This is a genomic window from Photorhabdus kayaii, from assembly GCF_025384895.1.
GTDB classification, from domain to species: Bacteria; Pseudomonadota; Gammaproteobacteria; order Enterobacterales; family Enterobacteriaceae; genus Photorhabdus; species Photorhabdus kayaii.
In genome coordinates, this window is record NZ_JAJAFZ010000016.1 from 26,996 (window position 1) to 46,359 (window position 19,364).

Consider the following 19,364-nt stretch of genomic DNA (forward strand, 5'->3'; position numbering starts at 1 on the left):
TACGATTGACTTAGCAACCACTCGGTTACTCACAATCCTAGTCAGAACAGCAAACAATTATAAGCTGACAGATATTCTGCCGTTAACAATCAGTGCCGTAATTGCTGGTGCCAAAGACTGGGGAAAAATTGAAGATTTTGATGTTGAGCATCAAGGATAGTGAAATATAGTGAATTTGAACAGGATATTCTAACTCATAACTCCATAGTCCATGTAGTTAGCTGTATCAGCGTCAAACAGTCTCAAAAATGTTTCATTGAATGGATAAATATTTTCCGTGAACTGATGAAAAGCTTAGGGGGTACCACAGATGGAAAAACCGTCAGGCGCTCCCAATTCAGTGCGGTAACTCAGGGAAATTGCTATCTCGGATAAAACATATTGCGATGAATGTACTGAATAACACAAAATATTTAAGGCAGAACCGACACGAAAACAACGATGAATACAGCCTATCTACCTAAAATTCTTGCTAAACAAACCCTCCCGTAATCTTTTGCTAGAATACCGTCATTAAAAAATAATCTATCACTAGATCATAATAATTAACCTATTGGTCATTTTATGAAAACAGAAAACTCAACAGAACTTCTCAATGATGTAATAGAATGGGATATATGTAATTGGGGTCATGCCTTAAAATATTGGCAGGACCATTCTAACCTAGAATTAAAGTCAGCTAATATTCTAGAACTAGGAAGCCGAAATGGTGGATTATCACTGTGGGCAGCATTAAATGGAGGTAATGTTTTATGTACGGATTTAAATGGCCCTACTTCAAAAGCACAGGAGAAACATAAGCGTTATAATATAGAAAATAGAATCCGATATGGTAAATTAAGTGCATTAGATATTAAATATAGAAACCATTTTGATATTGTTATGTTTAAATCAGTATTAGGTGGTATTGGGTATAATTCAAATAAATCAGCACAAAAAAAGGCGATTAATCAGATTTTCCATTCATTAAAAGAGGGAGGTGAATTTTGGTTTGCAGAAAATTTGGTTGCGTCGCCATTGCATAAATTTCTCAGAAGAAATTATGTTAATTGGGGGAATGCTTGGGGCTATGTTACTGTCAACGAAATGACTGAGTATCTATCAGCATTTTCAAATGTTAATTATACAACATTAGGCTTCCTTGCTACGTTTGGCAGGAATGAATCTCAAAGAAATTTTTTAGGGATGTTAGATAATAAAGTTCTAAATAAAGTCGTTCCTAAACATTGGCACTATATTATCATCGGTGTGGCAAAAAAATAATCCAGATAATCTCTAAAGAATTTAGTCTGTTAGATTATATCCAGTGATGTTTTTTCACTTTTAATTTTACTGACAATACAATCGAGTACCTCTACAGGAAAAGATCTTCCAACAGATAAATAAGAATATCGATGAAGATCCCCCTGCATCCCCTCCCGATTTCTGCTAATCTGTGCCCCTTGTTTCTGGGGGGTATATGCTAAACATCGTCTTATTTGAACCTGAAATCCCACCTAATACCGGTAATATTATTCGCCTTTGTGCCAATACCGGTTTCCAATTGCATTTGATTCAACCCTTGGGTTTTACCTGGGATGATAAAAGGCTACGTCGAGCCGGGCTGGATTATCATGAGTTTGCCAATGTTAAACAACATCATGATTATTTGGCTTTTTTAGAGAATGAAGGATTAACAGGAGAGTCTTCTGCCCGTTTGTTTGCTCTCACAACAAAAGGAACTCCGGCACATAGTGCGGTAAGTTATCAAGCAGGAGATTATTTAATGTTCGGGCCGGAAACCAGAGGGCTACCGCCTTACGTACTGGATAATATGCCGCCACAACAAAAAATTCGTATCCCAATGCTAGCAAACAGCCGCAGTATGAATCTTTCCAATTCAGTCGCTGTTGTCGTTTTCGAAGCCTGGCGACAATTAGATTATCAGGACGCTATCATAAAAAATTAGTGTGTCATTTAATAAGCGTGACTAATATCGCTACACTTTCTTACAATAGCCCAACGTGTTATTTATTTATCGTATCGCGGCAATTTTTTCTTCTTTATGTGGGTCTGGTGAAGAATAGTTTTCTACTCTACATCAGATTCACAATGAGCCAAGCACCCATTTTTGTCATGTTCTCGGATGAAGTGTGGTACGTAAAATAAAAAAGCATGGGTAGAGGAAAATAGGAAGATATTAGACGTAGCTTTTATCCTGGGTTTTTCTGAACAAGTTTTTGCGCTAAATCATCGTTTATTACGGGGTGTAGGTGCTATGATTAGTATAGAATAACCCTATTGAGGGATTTTTTCTCTTTGAAAATTGATTCAGATAACTTAATCAGGGTTGATTCCCTCAAATGATCTACTATTTGATAAAACTATTTAGATCATAATAATTTAACAAAGTTAGCATTAAATCAACTCATTTTCATTGATATATATTGGTTACACTATGAAAGCAAAAATTTCAAAAGAATTTCTCCAAGATGTCATAGAATGGGACATATATAATTGGAGCCATGCATTAAAATATTGGCAAGATAATTCTAGCTTAGAATTAAAATCAGCTAATATTCTAGAAATAGGCAGTGAAAATGGTGGGCTATCGTTGTGGGCTGCATTAAATGGTGCAAATGTCCTATGTACCGATCTAAATGGCCCTACACCAAAGACACTGGAGAAACATAAGCGTTATAATATAGAAGATAACATTCAATATGAAAAATTGAGTGCATCGGATATTAAATATAAGAACCATTTTGATATTGTTATGTTTAAATCAGTATTAGGTGCTGTCGGTTATAATTTCAATAAAACAGCACAAAAAGAGGCTATTAATCAAATCTTTCATTCATTAAAAGAAGGAGGTGAACTTTGGTTTGCAGAAAATCTGGTTGCATCACCATTGCATAAATTTCTCAGGAAAAATTATGTTAATTGGGGAAATACTTGGGGCTATGTTACCGTCAATGAAATGACAGATTATCTGTCAGTATTTTCAAATGTTAATTATACAACATTAGGCTTCCTTGCTACGCTTGGTAGGAATGAATTTCAAAGAAAATTTTTAGGGGTGTTAGATAATAAAGTTCTAAATAAAGTCATTCCTAAGCATTGGCACTATATTATAATAGGTGTGGCAAAAAAATAATTTATATACCCGTCATCTTTCAAGTTGCCTCCTTGTTGGCTGCACTCACTCACCCCAGTCACATAGTTATCTATGCTCCCGGGGATTCGCTCCCTTGCCGCCGCGATGCATCTTGAAATCCATAGGGTATAGAAGATTTCACAAGTTAAGCATGCCAGATCATATTTCCACATTCAGCATGTGAAAATATGATAGTGATTACTAATTATCCAGATTTCGATAAATTAAATCCCATCCCCATACTCAAAGCCATGATTGATACCATTAAAGTGTTGGTTCATATCCAATGATGGCTTTTCGCTTTCAGGTTTACCAACAATACGGGCAGGCACGCCGGCGGCTGTTGTATGTGGTGGAACAGAGCAAAGGACAACTGAACCTGCGCCAATTTTGGCCCCACGACCAATTTCAATATTACCCAATATTTTCGAACCTGCGCCAATCATCACCCCTTCCCTGACTTTCGGATGACGATCACCCCCGGTTTTACCCGTACCACCAAGGGTAACGGATTGCAGGATAGAAACGTCATTTTCCACTACCGCCGTTTCACCAATTACAATGCCTGTAGCATGGTCAAGCATAATGCCACAGCCAATCTTTGCTGCCGGATGAATATCAACGCCAAAAGACATCGAGATTTGGTTTTGTAGATAAATAGCCAATGCTTTACGTCCTTCTCCCCAGATCCAATGGGCAATACGATAGGCTTGTAAGGCATGAAACCCTTTGAGGTAAAGCAAGGGAGTTGAGTATTTATCTACAGCGGGATCACGTAAACGTACCGCTATGATGTCGCGGGCAGCAGAGACAATCATCTTTTGATCTGAGTTATAAGCCTCTTCTACGATCTCTCTAACAGCAATAGCCGGCATAATCGGCGTAGCCAGCTTATTAGCCAACATATAACTTAAAGCACTACCAAGATTTTCATGCTTGAGCAATGTTGCATGAAAAAAACTGGCCAACATCGGTTCACATTCAGCCAGTGCTCTCGCTTCTGTTTTTATGTTCTTCCAAACTTCGTCCAATTCTTCTAGCGACATATTTTTTACTCTCACATTTAGAACCTATCTCATTAGATTTTTATTTAAGAGCGTACATTATCGCTCTCGTCCTTTCTGGCTCTTCCTAATAATGCCTGAGCAGCTTCTTGCACATTTTTATTGCAATAGAGTATCTGATAGATTTGTTCTGCAATCGGCATTTCTACATTGGCACGATTAGCCAATGCACGTACTTCTTTGGTATTGCGATAACCTTCAACAACCTGTCCAATCTGATCCTGGGCTTCTTCGACGCTAATTCCCTGCCCCAACATCATGCCAAAACGACGGTTACGTGATTGGTTATCAGTACAAGTTAAGACCAAATCGCCCAATCCCGCCATGCCCATAAAGGTAGAAGGATCAGCACCAAGCGCTGCACCAAGGCGACTCATTTCCGCCAATCCACGCGTAATCAATGCGGTACGAGCATTAGCACCAAATCCCATGCCATCAGATATTCCCGCGCCAATGGCGATCACGTTTTTTACGGCACCACCGAGTTGAACACCAATAAAATCAGGATTTTTATAAACCCGGAAGCTTTTGCCACAGTGGAATAATTGTTGAAGTCCATCGCCAAAAGCAGATTCCGTCGCGGAAATAGCAATCGCGGTAGGCAAACCAGCCGCTAACTCTTTAGCAAATGTTGGCCCAGAGAGCACCGCTAGCGGTATTTCATTGCCTAATATCTCACGGGCCACATCCTGCAATAACCGACCGGTATCCGCTTCCAAGCCTTTAGTTGCCCATACGATACGTGAATCAGGCCGTAGATGTGGTTTTATCTGCTTTAACACTTCACCAAACACATGACTAGGTACCACAACAAGAATATCGCGACTCGCTGTTAGTGCTTTTATTAGGTCCGTTTCAAGCAATAAACTATCAGGAAAGGAAACATCCGGCAGAAATTTTTGATTACAACGCGCCCGTTGCAATGCCCCAACATGCTCTGGATTATGCCCCCAAAGTACAACATTATGACCATTACGAGCCAGCGTAATGGCTAATGAGGTGCCGTATGAGCCGGCACCAATCACTGTCATAGAAACAGTACTATTCATTAAGCTTCCTGTTCAGTTTGTTCACCACCCGGAGACTGTTCTGCCTGCTGTTGCAAGTAGTTCATGAATAGGGCGTCAAAGTTTACTGGAGCCAGATTCAACTGTGGGAAGGTACCACGGCTGACCAAGCTAGTGATGCACTCACGAGCATATGGGAACAGGATATTCGGACAATATGCTCCCAAGCAGTGAGCTAACTGAGTTCCTTCAATACCGTCAATAGAGAAAATACCCCCTTGCTGTACTTCACACAGGAATGCCGTCTCTTCTCCCAAAGCCGCGGTCACAGTCACACGCAGAACAACTTCATAAACCCCTTGAGCCAACTCACTGGAAGCGGTATCCAGATCCAGTTTTACTTCCGGCTGCCATTCCTGCTGAAACACTTGCGGTGCGTTCGGTGCTTCAAAAGAGATATCTTTGGTGTAGATACGTTGGATCTGGAAAGCCATTTCTGTATTGCTTTGTTCTGACATAATAATTGTTACCTTTAGATGTCCTTATTAAATTTTTCATGTGAATGTCGCCATTCACGCCCAAAATGATTACTTTTTACCACGTGCCAATGGCAAGTTTTCGCCTGTCCAACCAACCAAACCTTCTTTCAAGGAACATACACGTTCAAAACCAGCACGAAGAAGATTCTCTGCCGGAGTACGAGATTCAGCGCCATTCGCAGAAACAACAATTACAGGCTGCTTTTTATGTTTTTCCAACTCAGCAAAATTGTTGTCTTTAATTTCAGAGGGAGTCAGGTTTACTGCGCCAATAATATGCCCTTTGCGGAAATCTTCACGGGAACGTAAATCCACGACGATGGCTTCCTCTTTATTGATCAGATTAATAGCTTGAGCACGAGTTATCTCTTTGGTTTTAGAGAAGAAACCTCTCGTTGTCGTCACAATAACAGCAACCAGCAGCGCAATCCAGATGAGGCTTAAGGTCATATGCTGGTTAATAAATTGCATGATTTCTTGCAGCATGGGGGCAACAACTCCCGTTGGTTAATAACAAATATCTAAGGTTCCAGAGTATACCTTTGTGTTGCGTCAATTACAGCCAAATAGCATAAGCTCAATGCAAATTTTGCGGAGAGTTTCGAGAAAAAATAAAAATATCCTGAAAATGAAGCACCTTAAGTACATTACCAGCATATGTTCTGTCACACTAAATGTATGTATGCGGGAATTTCAACGATAAATAGGCTAATATGTCTATATTTATACCCTATGGATTTCAAGATGCATCGCGGCGGCAAGGGAGCGAATCCCCGGGAGCATAGAAAACTATGTGACCGGGGTGAGTGAGTGCAGCCAACAAAGAAGCAACTTGAAAGATGACGGGTATAGAAAACTATGTGACCGGGGTGAGTGAGTGCAGCCAACAAAGAAGCAACTTGAAAGATGACGGGTATAGATAACTATGTGACCGGGGTGAGTGAGTGCAGCCAACAAAGAGGCAACTTGAAAGATAACGGGTATATTCGATTTCGATGTTAAGACAGCATTATCTAAAGTGTAAAAAATCAGCGTAGCATCTGGTAACTCTTTGTTCATCATGAAATAATCTAGTGCATACAGTAGCAAGGTATATTTACAGAAATGGCTGACGACAAGGAAATGCATAGCCGTAATTATCGGCGCAATCAGAACTCACGGCGGAATGATATCTGTGCCTTATTGTTCTATGCTTTCCTATTGGTTATTTTCAGCTTTAGTACCTTTGCGAATCAAATTATCGCCAATAAAAATCAGCTGAAAGATCTCCAACAAAACATCGAGGAGAAAGAGAAAAGTGTGCAACAACAACAGCAAAAACGGAGTTCTTTGCTAAATCAGTTGAAAGATCAGGAAAATACCATTTCCAAAATTGGTCAATCTCTCCACAACACTCAAACTCAACTCAGTAAGCTGAATAAAGAGATTGCCGCTCTAGTCTCCAATATCAAAAAACTGGAAAAACAACAAAAAGCGCAACGAGATATGCTGGCACGCCAATTGGATGCAGCATTTCGTCAAGGGCAACATCAAGGGCTTGAACTCATGTTCAGAGGAGAAGAGGGCAAGAGAGGTGAGCGCATACTCGCTTACTATAGCTACCTTAATCAAGCCCGCCAGGACACCATTGTTAAACTTGAGCAAACAGCCCTTGATTTAACTGAACAAAAAAAACTTGAGCAGCAGAAACAGGAAGAGCAGAAACAAGTGCTGACTGAACAGCAGCAGCAGAAACAGCAAATGGAAGTGGCCCGCAATGCCCGGCAGAAAACCCTAACTGAACTGGAATCTTCCTTAAAGAAAGACCAGAAAAATCTCGCTGAACTAAAACAAAATGAAACCCGTCTGCGAGATAAAATCGCTAAGGCAGAACGGGAAGCGAAAGCACGCGCTGAACGAGAAGCCAGAGAAGCCGCCCGTGTTCGTGCTCAAATTGCAGCGAAACAGAAGCAAGCACAACAAAAAGGTTCCAGCTATAAACCCACTGAAGATGAACGCGCATTGATGGCGCGTACCGGTGGCCTTGGTCGTCCGGCTGGTCAGGCAATCTGGCCTGTCCACGGTAAGGTGATACATCAGTTTGGTGAAGCGCTGCAAGGCGAATTACGCTGGAAAGGCATGGTGATTTCAGCCACAGAAGGTACGGAAGTCAGAGCGATATCCGATGGCCGGGTTTTACTGGCTGACTGGCTACAAGGCTATGGGCTGGTTGTCGTTATAGAGCATGGTAAAGGTGATATGAGTCTCTATGGCTATAATCAGAGTGCCCTAGTCAGGGTCGGCCAGCAAGTTCGGGCCGGACAACCTATTGCATTGGTCGGTAACAGTGGCGGTCAGCAGCAACCCGCTCTCTATTTTGAAATTCGCCGTCAGGGAAGAGCGGTAAACCCACAACCGTGGCTTGGGAGATAATCAGGTGAGACAACGCAAACTCGCAAAACTCATTGGTACTACCGCCCTGCTACTCTTGAGCCTACAAGCCAGTGCAGCCCGTCTGGCAATTGTTATTGATGATTTTGGTTACCGTCCTCATAACGAAAACAAAATATTGCAGATGCCTGTTGCAATCTCTATCGCCATTCTGCCGGATTCACCGCATGGCAGGGAGATGGCCGAAAAAGCCTATAAACAAGGGCGGGAGATCTTAATCCACCTGCCAATGGCACCTTTAAGTAAGCAATTGCTAGAGCCGGATACTCTCCAGCCAACCATGAGCAGTGAAGATATTGACCGCATCATCCAGCGTGCAATACAAAAAGTTCCTTATGCTGTAGGGATCAATAACCATATGGGCAGCGCTATGACTTCGAGTTTGCCGGGAATGCAGAAAGTGATGCGTTCACTGTCTGGTTATAACCTCTATTTTCTCGACAGCGTGACGATTGGCAATACTCAGGTAACAAAGGCAGCGAAAGACACGCCCGTTCGCGTTATCCGCCGTAATGTTTTCCTAGATGATGTGCAATCAGAAGCGGAAACTCGCCATCAGTTAAACCGTGCGATTTCCATTGCCCGTAAGAATGGTTCCGCTATTGCTATCGGTCATCCTCATTCAACAACCATTCGTGCATTACAGCAGATGCTGCCAACGCTTCCCGCTGATATTGAGTTAGTTAGCCCAAGTAGGTTGTTAAGTGGCAAACCTGTTGGTGATAATCAGCCTAAATGGGGCAAGCTGTGTGAAATAAAAGAGGCACCCGCTACAGTTACCAGCCAAGATTATCTGGCCGTTATTGGCGATACTCTGGTTGATAATCCTATTGTGAACACGGTAAGCCGATATATCCAGAAACTGACCGGTGATAAATCTCAGGATAAAACAGAATAGAAATTCATATTAAGGAATAACCAATCACCTTGTTATTTCTATTTATTCGATGATAGCTTGCAATATTGCTAATGCCTCAAATAGGCGCTCAAGAGCTAAAAGCGCCTGTCAATTTTAGTGATAACTCACTCGGTCAGTTAATCCCAGTTCAGAATAACTTTACCAGACTGCCCTGAACGCATGATGTCAAAGCCTTTCTGGAAATCATCAATAGAGAACCGGTGAGTGATAATGGGTGTCAGATCCAAACCAGACTGAATCAATGTAGCCATTTTATACCAGGTTTCAAACATCTCACGGCCATAAATACCTTTAATAAACAAGCCCTTGAAAATCACCTGATTCCAATCAATTGCCATATCTGATGGAGGAATGCCCAACAGTGCAACACGGCCGCCGTGATTCATGGTATTTAATAAGGTACGAAACGCCACCGGGGCGCCGGACATTTCCAAACCAACATCAAAACCTTCCGTCATGCCCAATTCCGCCATGACATCAGTCAGATTTTCCTGGCTGACGTTCACCGCACGGGTGACGCCCATTTTACGTGCCAACTCAAGGCGATATTCGTTAACGTCGGTGATAACAACATGACGTGCGCCAACATGTTTACACACTGCCGCCGCCATAATACCAATTGGACCTGCACCAGAAACCAACACATCTTCGCCAACCAGATCAAACGAGAGCGCGGTGTGAACAGCATTGCCAAATGGGTCAAAAATAGAAGCCAGTTCATCAGAGATGTTATCTGGGATTTTGAATGCATTAAATGCAGGAATAACCAGATATTGAGCAAAACAACCAGCGCGGTTTACCCCTACGCCAATAGTATTACGGCATAAGTGAGTACGGCCACCACGACAGTTACGGCAGTAACCACAAGTAATATGCCCTTCGCCAGACACCCGGTCACCCATTTTAAAACCTTTTACTTCCTGACCAATAGCAACAACTTCGCCGACATACTCATGACCAACAACCATCGGTACAGGAATGGTTTTTTGTGACCAATCATCCCAGTTATAGATGTGCACATCCGTACCACAAATCGCTGTTTTACGGATTTTGATCATCACATCATTGTGCCCCAGCTCTGGCTCGGGCACATCGATCATCCAGATGCCTTCTTCTGCCTTTAACTTTGACAATGCTTTCATAAAGATGCCTTATGCAATTACATTTAATTGCTTACCAATTCGCGTGAACGCTGCAACTGCACGTTCAATTTGCTCTTCCGTATGCGCTGCTGACATTTGCGTGCGGATACGGGCCTGATTTTTAGGGACTACCGGATAGAAGAAACCAGTAACATAAATGCCTTCTTTCAGTAATTCTGCGGCAAACTCCTGTGCCAATTTCGCATCACCTAACATAACCGGAATAATCGCATGGTCAGCCCCCGCCAAAGTGAAACCTGCGGCTGTCATTTTTTCACGGAACAGGTTAGCGTTCTTCCACAGACGATCACGCAATGCATCTCCCTCTTTCAGCATATCCAACACCTTAATGGATGCCGCGACAATCGCCGGAGCCAGTGAGTTAGAGAACAGATATGGGCGTGAGCGCTGGCGCAGCCACTCAACAACTTCTTTACGTGCCGCGGTATAGCCACCGGAAGCACCACCCAACGCTTTACCTAATGTGCCGGTAATGATGTCAATGCGATCCATGACGTCACAATATTCGTGAGTACCACGGCCATGAGCACCAACAAAACCAACAGCATGGGAGTCATCCACCATGACCATTGCATCAAATTCATCAGCCAGATCACAGATAGATTTTAAATCAGCAATCACACCATCCATCGAGAACACACCATCGGTTGCAATCACAATATGGCGTGCATTATCTGCTTTCGCTTTCTCTAATTGTGCTCTCAGTTCCTGCATATCATTATTAGCATAGCGATAACGCTTCGCTTTGCATAAACGGACACCATCAATAATAGAAGCATGATTCAACGCATCAGAGATAATGGCATCTTCCGGCCCAAATAGCGTTTCAAATAAACCACCATTAGCATCAAAACAAGAAGAATAAAGAATAGCATCTTCCATACCCAAAAATTCTGCCAGTTTTCTCTCCAGCGCTTTATGAGTATCCTGAGTTCCACAAATAAAACGAACAGATGCCATACCAAAACCGTGGCTATCCATTCCTGCTTTAGCCGCGGCAATAAGCTCAGGGTGATTAGCCAAACCTAAGTAGTTATTTGCGCAGAAGTTAATAACGTGGCTGCCATCGGCTACAGCAATGTCAGCATTTTGTGCAGAGGTGATGATACGTTCATTTTTGAACAATCCTTCAGAATGGGCTTGTTCTAATTGTTCATTAATTTGCTGATAAAATGACGCTGACATTTATTTTTCTCCTGATTTATAAATGAAGGGTTGTGAGATATTTTACTCATTGATCAGGCTACTGACGACACTATCAGGCAGATAATATTAACTTTGCTGTATCCGTCACGTCATGCAATCTGAATTACCATAATATTTCAGTATATTCCCCTGCTTAAGCTGCTGTCGTCACGGATGTTAGATGTTATTATAGAAGCAATTTGCTTCATTAACCCGATTGTAGAGGTGAGTCGGATGATTATTGTCACTGGCGGTGCTGGATTTATTGGTAGCAATATTGTCAAAGCACTAAATGACGAAGGATATAAAGATATTCTGGTCGTAGACAATCTAAAAGATGGTACTAAGTTCATCAATCTGGCTGACTTGGATATTGCTGATTACATGGACAAGGAAGAGTTTATTGCCAGTATTCTGGCCGGTGATGACTTCGGTGATATTGACGCTATTTTCCATGAAGGCGCTTGCTCATCCACAACCGAGTGGGATGGCAAATATATGATGGATAATAACTATCAATATTCCAAAGAATTGCTGCATTATTGCCTTGAACGCGGCACTCCTTTCCTGTACGCCTCCTCAGCAGCAACCTATGGCGGCCGTACTGATAATTTTATCGAAGAGCGTCAATATGAGAAACCGCTCAATATTTATGGTTACTCTAAATTTCTATTCGACCAATATGTCCGGGAGATCCTGCCTCAAGCTGATTCACAAATTTGTGGTTTCCGTTATTTCAATGTGTATGGACCACGTGAAGGGCATAAAGGGAGTATGGCTAGCGTTGCCTTTCATTTGAATAATCAAATCAATCAGGGACAAAACCCAAAACTATTCGCCGGCAGTGAAAGCTTTCAACGTGATTTTATTTATGTTGGTGATGCCGCTGCGGTTAATCTTTGGTTCTGGAAAAACAACGTTTCCGGTATTTATAACTGTGGAACGGGTCGTGCTGAATCTTTCCAGGCGGTTGCAGATGCGGTTGTTGAATGCCATAAAGATAAATCACTCACTGTTGAACATATTGATTTCCCTGAACATCTGAAAGGTCGTTATCAGCGCTTCACGCAAGCAGATCTGACCAAACTTCGCGCGGCGGGTTATGATAAGCCATTCAAAACCGTTGCCGAAGGGGTAACGGAATATATGCATTGGCTCAATCAGGATAAGTAATCTACTCACTATGAAAATATTGGTAATCGGCCCCTCGTGGGTGGGTGACATGATGATGTCGCAGAGCCTTTACCGGACGTTAAAGGCTTTGCATCCTAATGCAGAAATTGATGTGATGGCTCCAGCCTGGTGCCGCCCACTGCTGGACAAAATGCCGGAGGTCAATCAAGCATTAGCTATGCCATTAGGACATGGCGCACTGGCATTGGGTGAACGCCGCCGTTTGGGGGTCGCCCTACGTGAACGTAAATATCATCGCGCTTATGTGCTACCAAATTCTTTCAAATCTGCCTTAGTGCCTTTCTTCGCCAATATTCCTCTGCGCACTGGCTGGCGCGGTGAAATGAGATATGGATTGCTTAATGATATTCGTACATTGAATAAAGAAGCCTTCCCATTAATGGTGCAACGCTATGCCGCATTGGCTTACGATGCAAAACCCAGTAGTGCGGCAGACCTGCCTCAACCATTACTTTGGCCTCAACTAGATGTCAGTGACGAAGATATTGCTGAATCCACCGCGGCATTCAATATTTCTGATCATCGGCCTATCATCGGCTTCTGCCCCGGTGCAGAATTTGGCCCAGCAAAACGCTGGCCGCATTATCATTATGCCGCGTTAGCTCAACAGCTTATTACTAAAAAGGGGTATCAAATTCTGCTATTTGGCTCTGCCAAAGATCACGAAAGTGGAGAGGATATCCGCAACTCACTGACTGAAGAAGCTTGCGAACACTGTATCAATCTTGCCGGACAAACTTCTCTTGAGCAGGCCGTCAATATTATCGCGGCCTGTGATGCCATTGTGACCAACGATTCTGGTTTGATGCATGTTGCCGCAGCACTTAATCGCCCTCTGGTTGCGCTTTACGGCCCAAGTAGCCCAGATTTTACTCCACCATTATCCGATAAAGCGGAAGTTATCCGTCTTATTACTGGCTATCATAAAGTCAGAAAAGGTGACAGTGCACATGGCTATCACCAGAGTCTGATTGATATTCAGCCAGAGCGAGTTATCACTTCTCTAGAAAAATTATTACAAGCGGAGAACCAGAGTTAATGCGGGTTTTATTGGTCAAAACTTCTTCTATGGGCGATGTCCTCCACTCGCTCCCTGCACTGACTGATGCAGAAAGAAACTTACCTGACGTCCGTTTTGATTGGGTAGTAGAGGAAGGTTTTGCTCAAATCCCCGGCTGGCATAGTGCGGTTGATCAAATTATTCCTGTTGCTATTCGCCGCTGGCGTAAAAACTGGTTTAGCCCAGAAATTCGTGCAGAACGCCGTTTATTCAAAGAAAAATTAAAATTACATCAATATGATGCCATCATCGATGCTCAAGGGTTATTAAAAAGCGCATTTCTGGTAACCCGACTCGCTTATGGTCCTAAACATGGTTACAACCGCAAAAGTATCCGTGAGCCATTAGCAAGTTTTTTTTATGATTGCTGTCATGCGGTCAGCAAGCAACAGCACGCCGTAGAGCGCATTCGAGAACTGTTTGCTGTCAGCCTGGGTTATACCAAACCGGCGGCACAGGGCGATTATGGGATTGCCCGTCACTTTTTAAAGCAGAAATTAGAAAATCAGGGCGATTATCTGGTTTTTCTCCATGCCACCACTCGCGATGAAAAACATTGGCCGGAAAGCCACTGGAGACAACTTATTGCTGAAATTCAGCCAACGGGTATGAAAATTAAGCTCCCTTGGGGCGCAGAACATGAATACCAACGTGCGCTGAGACTAGCGGAAAACTTCTCTCATGTGGAAGTATTGCCAAAGCTGACTTTGGCGCAAGTTGCCCAAGAGCTGGCCTGCTCAAAAGCCGTTGTTTCTGTTGATACCGGCCTGAGCCACCTCACTGCCGCATTGGATCGCCCTAATATCACGTTGTTTGGTCCGACAGATCCAGGGCTCATTGGTGGCTATGGCAAAGAACAAATATCTTTAAAAGCGGAAGATGGGAATATCAAAAGTATTACGCCATCGAAAGTGTTAGCTCATCTTCAAAAAAATATTGGCTGATTAATTATTAAATCTGAGGCGTTTCTGGCAGACGCCTATTTCACGTGACTGCTTTATTAATCATGATGACTTCTTAAATTGATAATATTCAGCCAATGTCATTCCTCGAACCTCTGGCTGTAAGTCGTTAAAGAGTGCCTCCAGATCCTGATAAAGTAATTCAATCTGTTCTTCATTTTTAAATGTCGGGCTACCACCAGGCATAAATTCAGATGAATGCAACATAAATTCAATATAATCACTGCCTTCTGCTAATGTCTGTTGGACCACTTTTTTCATTTGTTCCAAATTGCCCCCTTTTGGTCTTAACCAGTTAACAGATGGAGAACGCTGTTTCCCACGTAAGCTGTCATATTTCTGTTTAAGGAAATTCATCAGTGGAGGGTGTTTATATTGAATACTCATGGGGACTTCCAGCAAAGAAGAGTCACCTTCTTTAGCAATATTCTGCAAATCCACAAAATAGGCATAAGATGGAAAGTGACGATAATCAGTTCCACCGTTGCCATTAGGATCGCCTTTGGTGAAACGCCAATTAACCCGTGGTGTTACTGAACAATCGACTTGATAACCATATTCCACCAGCAATTCAGCATAATATTCATTAAATGCCCAACGACCTGCCCGATGGCTTAACATTTTAATCTGTAGTTTGTCTTCCAATAACTTAGTCATCAGATCAATTTTGGCTCTAACTTGTTCTTTTGGAAATTCAATCAGATAAGGTTTATAACGCATGTCATCGTCGGTAAGAGGAACAAGTGGTGGATTATTCCAGGCATGTAAATGCATACCAATTTCCCCCTGCCCTCTGGCAATAACATCTTTAGCAAATTTAATATATAAATCATCCATTGCCATTTCATAGTTCGTCAACCAAACTGGCTTAAAACCAAAACGTTCACATAAATGCTGAAACTTTGGTAAATAATGAGTATTTTTTGTCGAGATCTGACCGTGATTTTGCCACAGGTCATCACCCTCAGTATCAATAGTGATAATAAATGCAGGTCGAGTCATCAGAATATGCCCACAATAGAATAAAATGAGGGTTTTATAGTACGCAGATCTATGAAATAGTGCAATTATCTTATCATATATATAGCAGTTCTATATCTCATTAAATCCTATATTTCGTATCTAATCTTATCAATAAAAAACGCTATGAAATGTTAGATCTTTCGGAAATTTGTTTTTTCTTCTATTAAGTTCTCTTAATTTTTGGAACTTTTTTTATCCATTAACTTATCCTAATAACCAAACTTGAAAAGCGCATCTAACCTCTCTTACTTCTTAATTAAAGATAGATATTTTGCCAAAATAATATCTAAATCAAACTTCTTATACATATCCTCAGTAATTACAGGCGGCTCATAGTAGACAAACTTCATTTTCTCTGCAAACGAATCAACTGTCAGTTCTGATTTATATTTTTCCAACTCACCAACCATAATTTCATTAACGCCACCAGGGCACATCGTGCTAACAATCGGAGTATCACAAATCAACGATTCAATTAACACATTCCCTAATCCTTCACTGTCAGAACTCAAAACAACCGCTTTAGCTCCACGGATAACAGGTAATGGATTTTCAAGGAATCCGGTTAAAATAACTTTAGACTGTAAGTTTAAATCCATAATCTTCTGCTTTATCTGTTGAGTAATAGCCTCATCTCCGTGACCAACAATCAATAACTTACATGGAATATCTGCTTTCGCAAACGCTTCTAATAAACGATCATGCCGCTTAACCCGGTGAAATCTACCAACATGTAATAAATAGGTTTCATCCGAATATAGGTTATTTTGCAGAGATTTTTCTTTAATCTCTGGGATATTGAAAGGGTTATAAATCGTCACCATTTCATTAGGCGTAAGTAACAAATTATTCTTTAAATCTTTCCCTACAGCATCAGATACACAAATTAAATTCCGGTTATTATATGTCCACTTGATTTTTTGTTTCTTGATCCAGCGAGATAATCCCGTCTTATTACCAAGATATGAGTTTGAAAATACGCCATGAATACAAAACCATACATTTAACCCCGCTAACACTTTTGATTGCACGACAATACGATCAGTTTTATGCAAGTTTGAGACAATCAGCGTAGGGATTCCCTTGCGAAGAAAAACTTTTTCTAAAACCTTATCCATAGATTTAGCCCTACGGCAAATCTCAGTCTGTCTTCTAAAAGGCCCTCTATATCCATCAACATCAATGATCAGTTCAATACCACTCGGTACTGAATATTCACATTTCTCTGCCAAAGAGAGCAGCGTAACATCATATCCTCTCTGTTGCAGACCATCACAAAGCCGGATAGTGACATTTTCCGCACCGCCACCAGGTAATCCATCAATGATAAATAATATATGTCCTTTCATGATGATGAGAGCACCTTTTCGTATAATTCAATGAGCTGTTGTGATAAATGTTCCGGTGTATAACAGAGTATTCCTGTTCTCGCTAATTCTGACATTTTATTATTCAAATGATTCGAAGGCGTATTCTGAATAGCTTCCGTAATATCTGAAACAGCCAAAGCATCACATACAAACCCGTTATTCCCAGAGGTAATAAATTCAGCACCACCACATGTCGTACTGGTTATTACCGGCAGCCCGCAAGCCATTGCCTCCAGTATCACATTTGGAAACGGATCATATAAGGTCGGTAGCAACAAACCATCTGCAAGCTGATAAAAAGGCAATGTCCTTTTCTGAACTCCCATAAACCTGATGCGCTCATTACATCCCAGTGAATTAGCTAACTGCTTATATTTTTTCTCTTCTTTATCCTGCCCCACAACGATTAAATAAGCATCCGTTGCACTCACTGCCTGAATCGCGGCTTTTAATCCCTTTCGCTCAAACCCCGAACCAACATAAACTAAACATTTAGCCTGCAAGGGAAGGTTATGCTCTTTCCTTAATTGTGTTCTCTGAGATTCCGTTGCCGGGAAAAATTGTTTATTGTCTATCGAATTATAAATAACCGATATTTTTTCCTCAGAAAGCCCAAAATCCGTCATGACCTCCCTTTTTACCATTTCCGAGTTACAAATAACCATTTTTAATTCCGGTGCCGAATACATCTTTTGCTCAGCATCCATCACATAACGATGGTAACGACTCGTAAAAAGTAATTTGCTCCGCCAAGGAGATAAAACACGCGCACGCTGCTGTAGCCAGCGCTGATGAACGCCGTCACCCGCACGATAAATATCACAACCAGCAATGCGTTCATGGCTTTGAACAAGATCAAATTGCTCTTGTTCCCATATTGTTTTGGCAGCTTTGGCAAATCCTCTCTCACGGCTGATGCGCCCCCATTTATGAGGATTTGCTAAATGAACATGCCAATCAGGATTAACGTCTCCCTGCCAGGAACGCGTAATAACGTTAAGCTCCAAATTTTCATTCCCTAAAGCCTCTAAGGCACGGGAGACAAAACGTTCTGCACCACCATCCGGACGATATTTCTGCCGAACAATTGCAAGACGTACTAATTTCATAATAAATTTCTCCGGGCGGCAGCAATAACCATCTCACTGGGAATGACATTCAGATAACGTATATCCGTTTTAGTATCAACATCATCAGGATCAGGTAAATCACCATAATCACCAGCCCAAATAACTTCACCTTTCGCTTCCCACGGACGCCAGAATACTAACTTTGATGGCCCAAATAAAGCGATACCCGGTGTTTTTAGCGCAGCTGCCATATGCATAGCAACAGAATCCATCCCGATGAATAAATTGGCCCCATCAATCAGCGCTGCAAGTTGAGGCAAAGTTAATTGGCCTGCAAAAGAAATCACTCTCTCTTCTGGGCAATTTGATAAAATCTTCTCTACCATCTCTTCCTCCTTACGATCTGGCCCGGAGGTAACAACGATTGTCCAACCATCAGACTGTAATGCATTAATCGTTTCGCTCATCTTTTTTTCATCCCAACATTTAAAAAACCAGCGGGATGTTGGTTGCACAACAATATATTTTTGATCTACACCATGCTTATCAAAAAGCATCAAAACAGCCTCTTTATCCTGCTGGCGGTAACTCATCGTCACTGTCGTGTTGATTAATGGAAGATTTAACAGTGAAAGAGCTGACAAATTTTGCTCAACAATATGCAAAAACTGACTATGCTCTGTCGGCACAAGATTTGTGAAACATTTTTTCCAAAATAGGCTGCGTCGTTTTGCTAAATCAAACCCAATACGCACTTTTGCGCCAGTAAATCGTGTCACAAATGCACTATACCATTGATCAGTAAGATTAATAACCAGGTCGTATTGACGATGCCTTAATCGTTTAAGCAATCTCCATTCATGCCCCAAATGTGTTTTAATTCCCTGTTTCTTCCATTGTCTATCTATAGAAAATAGATTATCCACAGCAGAAAAATTAGCCAATATTGGTTCAGTTTCTTTATAGAGTAAAACATCAATTTCCACCGCTGGATAATTATCCTTAAGGGTATTAATAACCGGTGTAATTAATAATACATCACCATGATGTCGTAACTTTATTATTAGAATACGGTCAAATTGAGTGTATAATTTACTCATTGCATTCCCAGTATAAAGATACAGATAAAAGAGAAAACTGCCGCAACCATGTGCAGAAGCTGCAAAAAATCCACTCTACCTTCACATATAATAGAAGCACGATCTTACGCAAAAATCCTCATTTACCTCTCCAATTCTGTTC

At 41.7% G+C, this 19,364-nt stretch carries 19 protein-coding genes; 8 read left to right on the top strand and 11 right to left on the bottom strand.

Features of this window, described 5'->3' with window-relative positions; all coding sequences use genetic code 11:
- Positions 1-564 precede the first annotated feature (564 nt).
- The 3 genes from LGZ98_RS08370 to LGZ98_RS08380 all read left to right on the top strand — a co-directional run bounded on the left by LGZ98_RS08370 (position 565) and on the right by LGZ98_RS08380 (position 3,136).
- Positions 565-1,263 (top strand): class I SAM-dependent methyltransferase, encoded by a 699-nt coding sequence (locus tag LGZ98_RS08370; protein WP_113041794.1) that lies wholly within the window; start codon positions 565-567, stop codon positions 1,261-1,263.
- Between the two features lie 196 nt (positions 1,264-1,459).
- Positions 1,460-1,948 carry a tRNA (uridine(34)/cytosine(34)/5-carboxymethylaminomethyluridine(34)-2'-O)-methyltransferase TrmL gene (trmL, locus tag LGZ98_RS08375; protein ID WP_262977961.1) on the top strand — a complete coding sequence of 163 codons (489 nt, stop codon included), beginning with the start codon at positions 1,460-1,462 and terminating at the stop codon, positions 1,946-1,948.
- A 489-nt stretch (positions 1,949-2,437) separates the two neighbouring features.
- Complete coding sequence (locus tag LGZ98_RS08380; protein WP_113041796.1) at positions 2,438-3,136, top strand: class I SAM-dependent methyltransferase; 699 nt, start codon at positions 2,438-2,440, stop codon at positions 3,134-3,136.
- On the opposite strand, the gene LGZ98_RS08385 is transcribed toward LGZ98_RS08380, so the two are convergent.
- The 5 genes from LGZ98_RS08385 to LGZ98_RS08405 form a co-directional block, all read right to left on the bottom strand.
- Positions 3,106-3,309 carry a hypothetical protein gene (locus tag LGZ98_RS08385; protein WP_146748073.1) on the bottom strand — a complete coding sequence of 68 codons (204 nt, stop codon included), beginning with the start codon at positions 3,307-3,309 and terminating at the stop codon, positions 3,106-3,108. The genes LGZ98_RS08380 and LGZ98_RS08385 overlap by 31 nt on opposite strands.
- Positions 3,310-3,360: 51 nt before the next feature.
- On the bottom strand, positions 3,361-4,182 hold the full coding sequence (cysE, locus tag LGZ98_RS08390; protein ID WP_262977962.1) for a serine O-acetyltransferase: 822 nt from the start codon (positions 4,180-4,182) through the stop codon (positions 3,361-3,363).
- A gap of 44 nt (positions 4,183-4,226) precedes the next feature.
- Entirely contained in the window at positions 4,227-5,249 is a 1,023-nt protein-coding gene (gene gpsA / locus LGZ98_RS08395) for an NAD(P)H-dependent glycerol-3-phosphate dehydrogenase (RefSeq protein ID WP_262977963.1), read from the bottom strand.
- Positions 5,249-5,725: a protein-export chaperone SecB gene (gene secB / locus LGZ98_RS08400; protein WP_262977964.1), complete on the bottom strand. Its 477-nt coding sequence runs from the start codon at positions 5,723-5,725 to the stop codon at positions 5,249-5,251. The genes gpsA and secB overlap by 1 nt, the downstream gene beginning before the upstream one ends.
- Before the next feature lie 69 nt (positions 5,726-5,794).
- A complete protein-coding gene (locus LGZ98_RS08405; RefSeq protein ID WP_262977965.1) occupies positions 5,795-6,232 on the bottom strand; it encodes a rhodanese-like domain-containing protein in 438 nt (145 codons plus the stop codon).
- Between the two features lie 618 nt (positions 6,233-6,850).
- Between LGZ98_RS08405 and envC the strand changes: the two genes are divergently transcribed.
- Both envC and LGZ98_RS08415 read left to right on the top strand, forming a co-directional pair.
- Positions 6,851-8,158 carry a murein hydrolase activator EnvC gene (gene envC / locus LGZ98_RS08410; protein ID WP_262977966.1) on the top strand — a complete coding sequence of 436 codons (1,308 nt, stop codon included), beginning with the start codon at positions 6,851-6,853 and terminating at the stop codon, positions 8,156-8,158.
- A 4-nt stretch (positions 8,159-8,162) separates the two neighbouring features.
- The gene (locus LGZ98_RS08415; RefSeq protein WP_228900821.1) at positions 8,163-9,074 is read left to right on the top strand and encodes a divergent polysaccharide deacetylase family protein; all 912 of its coding nucleotides are present in this window, start codon (positions 8,163-8,165) and stop codon (positions 9,072-9,074) included.
- Between the two features lie 137 nt (positions 9,075-9,211).
- Here LGZ98_RS08415 and tdh read toward each other — a convergent pair whose 3' ends face one another.
- Positions 9,212-10,237, bottom strand: coding sequence for an L-threonine 3-dehydrogenase (tdh, locus tag LGZ98_RS08420; protein ID WP_113041802.1), 1,026 nt, complete (start codon positions 10,235-10,237; stop codon positions 9,212-9,214).
- 9 nt (positions 10,238-10,246) lie between these two features.
- Positions 10,247-11,443, bottom strand: a complete 1,197-nt coding sequence (kbl, locus tag LGZ98_RS08425) for a glycine C-acetyltransferase (RefSeq protein WP_011148904.1) — start codon at positions 11,441-11,443, stop codon at positions 10,247-10,249.
- A gap of 234 nt (positions 11,444-11,677) precedes the next feature.
- On the opposite strand from kbl, the gene rfaD reads away from it, so the two are divergent.
- Genes rfaD through rfaC form a run of 3 tightly spaced genes read left to right on the top strand, consistent with a single transcriptional unit; the run spans position 11,678 to position 14,641 of the window.
- On the top strand, positions 11,678-12,616 hold the full coding sequence (rfaD, locus tag LGZ98_RS08430) for an ADP-glyceromanno-heptose 6-epimerase (RefSeq protein ID WP_262977967.1): 939 nt from the start codon (positions 11,678-11,680) through the stop codon (positions 12,614-12,616).
- Between the two features lie 10 nt (positions 12,617-12,626).
- Positions 12,627-13,676 carry an ADP-heptose--LPS heptosyltransferase RfaF gene (gene rfaF, locus LGZ98_RS08435; protein WP_228900828.1) on the top strand — a complete coding sequence of 350 codons (1,050 nt, stop codon included), beginning with the start codon at positions 12,627-12,629 and terminating at the stop codon, positions 13,674-13,676.
- Positions 13,676-14,641, top strand: a complete 966-nt coding sequence (gene rfaC, locus LGZ98_RS08440; protein WP_262977968.1) for a lipopolysaccharide heptosyltransferase RfaC — start codon at positions 13,676-13,678, stop codon at positions 14,639-14,641. The genes rfaF and rfaC overlap by 1 nt, the downstream gene beginning before the upstream one ends.
- Before the next feature lie 60 nt (positions 14,642-14,701).
- Here rfaC and LGZ98_RS08445 read toward each other — a convergent pair whose 3' ends face one another.
- The 4 genes from LGZ98_RS08445 to rfaQ all read right to left on the bottom strand — a co-directional run bounded on the left by LGZ98_RS08445 (position 14,702) and on the right by rfaQ (position 19,222).
- Positions 14,702-15,661 carry a polysaccharide deacetylase family protein gene (locus LGZ98_RS08445; protein ID WP_262977969.1) on the bottom strand — a complete coding sequence of 320 codons (960 nt, stop codon included), beginning with the start codon at positions 15,659-15,661 and terminating at the stop codon, positions 14,702-14,704.
- A 266-nt stretch (positions 15,662-15,927) separates the two neighbouring features.
- Positions 15,928-17,031, bottom strand: coding sequence for a glycosyltransferase (locus LGZ98_RS08450; RefSeq protein WP_228900834.1), 1,104 nt, complete (start codon positions 17,029-17,031; stop codon positions 15,928-15,930).
- The gene (locus LGZ98_RS08455; RefSeq protein WP_228900836.1) at positions 17,028-18,161 is read right to left on the bottom strand and encodes a glycosyltransferase family 4 protein; all 1,134 of its coding nucleotides are present in this window, start codon (positions 18,159-18,161) and stop codon (positions 17,028-17,030) included. Before LGZ98_RS08455 ends, LGZ98_RS08450 begins: the two co-directional genes overlap by 4 nt.
- Entirely contained in the window at positions 18,158-19,222 is a 1,065-nt protein-coding gene (gene rfaQ / locus LGZ98_RS08460) for a putative lipopolysaccharide heptosyltransferase III (protein WP_228900838.1), read from the bottom strand. Before rfaQ ends, LGZ98_RS08455 begins: the two co-directional genes overlap by 4 nt.
- Positions 19,223-19,364 lie beyond the last annotated feature (142 nt).

What these genes read in the sequence shown, in the direction of transcription:
- LGZ98_RS08445 (WP_262977969.1), bottom strand. Translation starts at nt 15,661, where the DNA reads ATGACTCGACCTGCATTTATTATCACTATTGATACTGAGGGTGATGAC.
- rfaF (WP_228900828.1), top strand. Translation starts at nt 12,627, where the DNA reads ATGAAAATATTGGTAATCGGCCCCTCGTGGGTGGGTGACATGATGATG.
- LGZ98_RS08380 (WP_113041796.1), top strand. Translation starts at nt 2,438, where the DNA reads ATGAAAGCAAAAATTTCAAAAGAATTTCTCCAAGATGTCATAGAATGG.
- LGZ98_RS08455 (WP_228900836.1), bottom strand. Translation starts at nt 18,161, where the DNA reads ATGAAATTAGTACGTCTTGCAATTGTTCGGCAGAAATATCGTCCGGAT.
- LGZ98_RS08405 (WP_262977965.1), bottom strand. Translation starts at nt 6,232, where the DNA reads ATGCTGCAAGAAATCATGCAATTTATTAACCAGCATATGACCTTAAGC.
- kbl (WP_011148904.1), bottom strand. Translation starts at nt 11,443, where the DNA reads ATGTCAGCGTCATTTTATCAGCAAATTAATGAACAATTAGAACAAGCC.
- LGZ98_RS08450 (WP_228900834.1), bottom strand. Translation starts at nt 17,031, where the DNA reads ATGAAAGGACATATATTATTTATCATTGATGGATTACCTGGTGGCGGT.
- envC (WP_262977966.1), top strand. Translation starts at nt 6,851, where the DNA reads ATGGCTGACGACAAGGAAATGCATAGCCGTAATTATCGGCGCAATCAG.
- secB (WP_262977964.1), bottom strand. Translation starts at nt 5,725, where the DNA reads ATGTCAGAACAAAGCAATACAGAAATGGCTTTCCAGATCCAACGTATC.
- gpsA (WP_262977963.1), bottom strand. Translation starts at nt 5,249, where the DNA reads ATGAATAGTACTGTTTCTATGACAGTGATTGGTGCCGGCTCATACGGC.
- cysE (WP_262977962.1), bottom strand. Translation starts at nt 4,182, where the DNA reads ATGTCGCTAGAAGAATTGGACGAAGTTTGGAAGAACATAAAAACAGAA.
- rfaD (WP_262977967.1), top strand. Translation starts at nt 11,678, where the DNA reads ATGATTATTGTCACTGGCGGTGCTGGATTTATTGGTAGCAATATTGTC.
- tdh (WP_113041802.1), bottom strand. Translation starts at nt 10,237, where the DNA reads ATGAAAGCATTGTCAAAGTTAAAGGCAGAAGAAGGCATCTGGATGATC.
- rfaQ (WP_228900838.1), bottom strand. Translation starts at nt 19,222, where the DNA reads ATGAGTAAATTATACACTCAATTTGACCGTATTCTAATAATAAAGTTA.
- trmL (WP_262977961.1), top strand. Translation starts at nt 1,460, where the DNA reads ATGCTAAACATCGTCTTATTTGAACCTGAAATCCCACCTAATACCGGT.
- LGZ98_RS08370 (WP_113041794.1), top strand. Translation starts at nt 565, where the DNA reads ATGAAAACAGAAAACTCAACAGAACTTCTCAATGATGTAATAGAATGG.
- rfaC (WP_262977968.1), top strand. Translation starts at nt 13,676, where the DNA reads ATGCGGGTTTTATTGGTCAAAACTTCTTCTATGGGCGATGTCCTCCAC.
- LGZ98_RS08385 (WP_146748073.1), bottom strand. Translation starts at nt 3,309, where the DNA reads ATGTGGAAATATGATCTGGCATGCTTAACTTGTGAAATCTTCTATACC.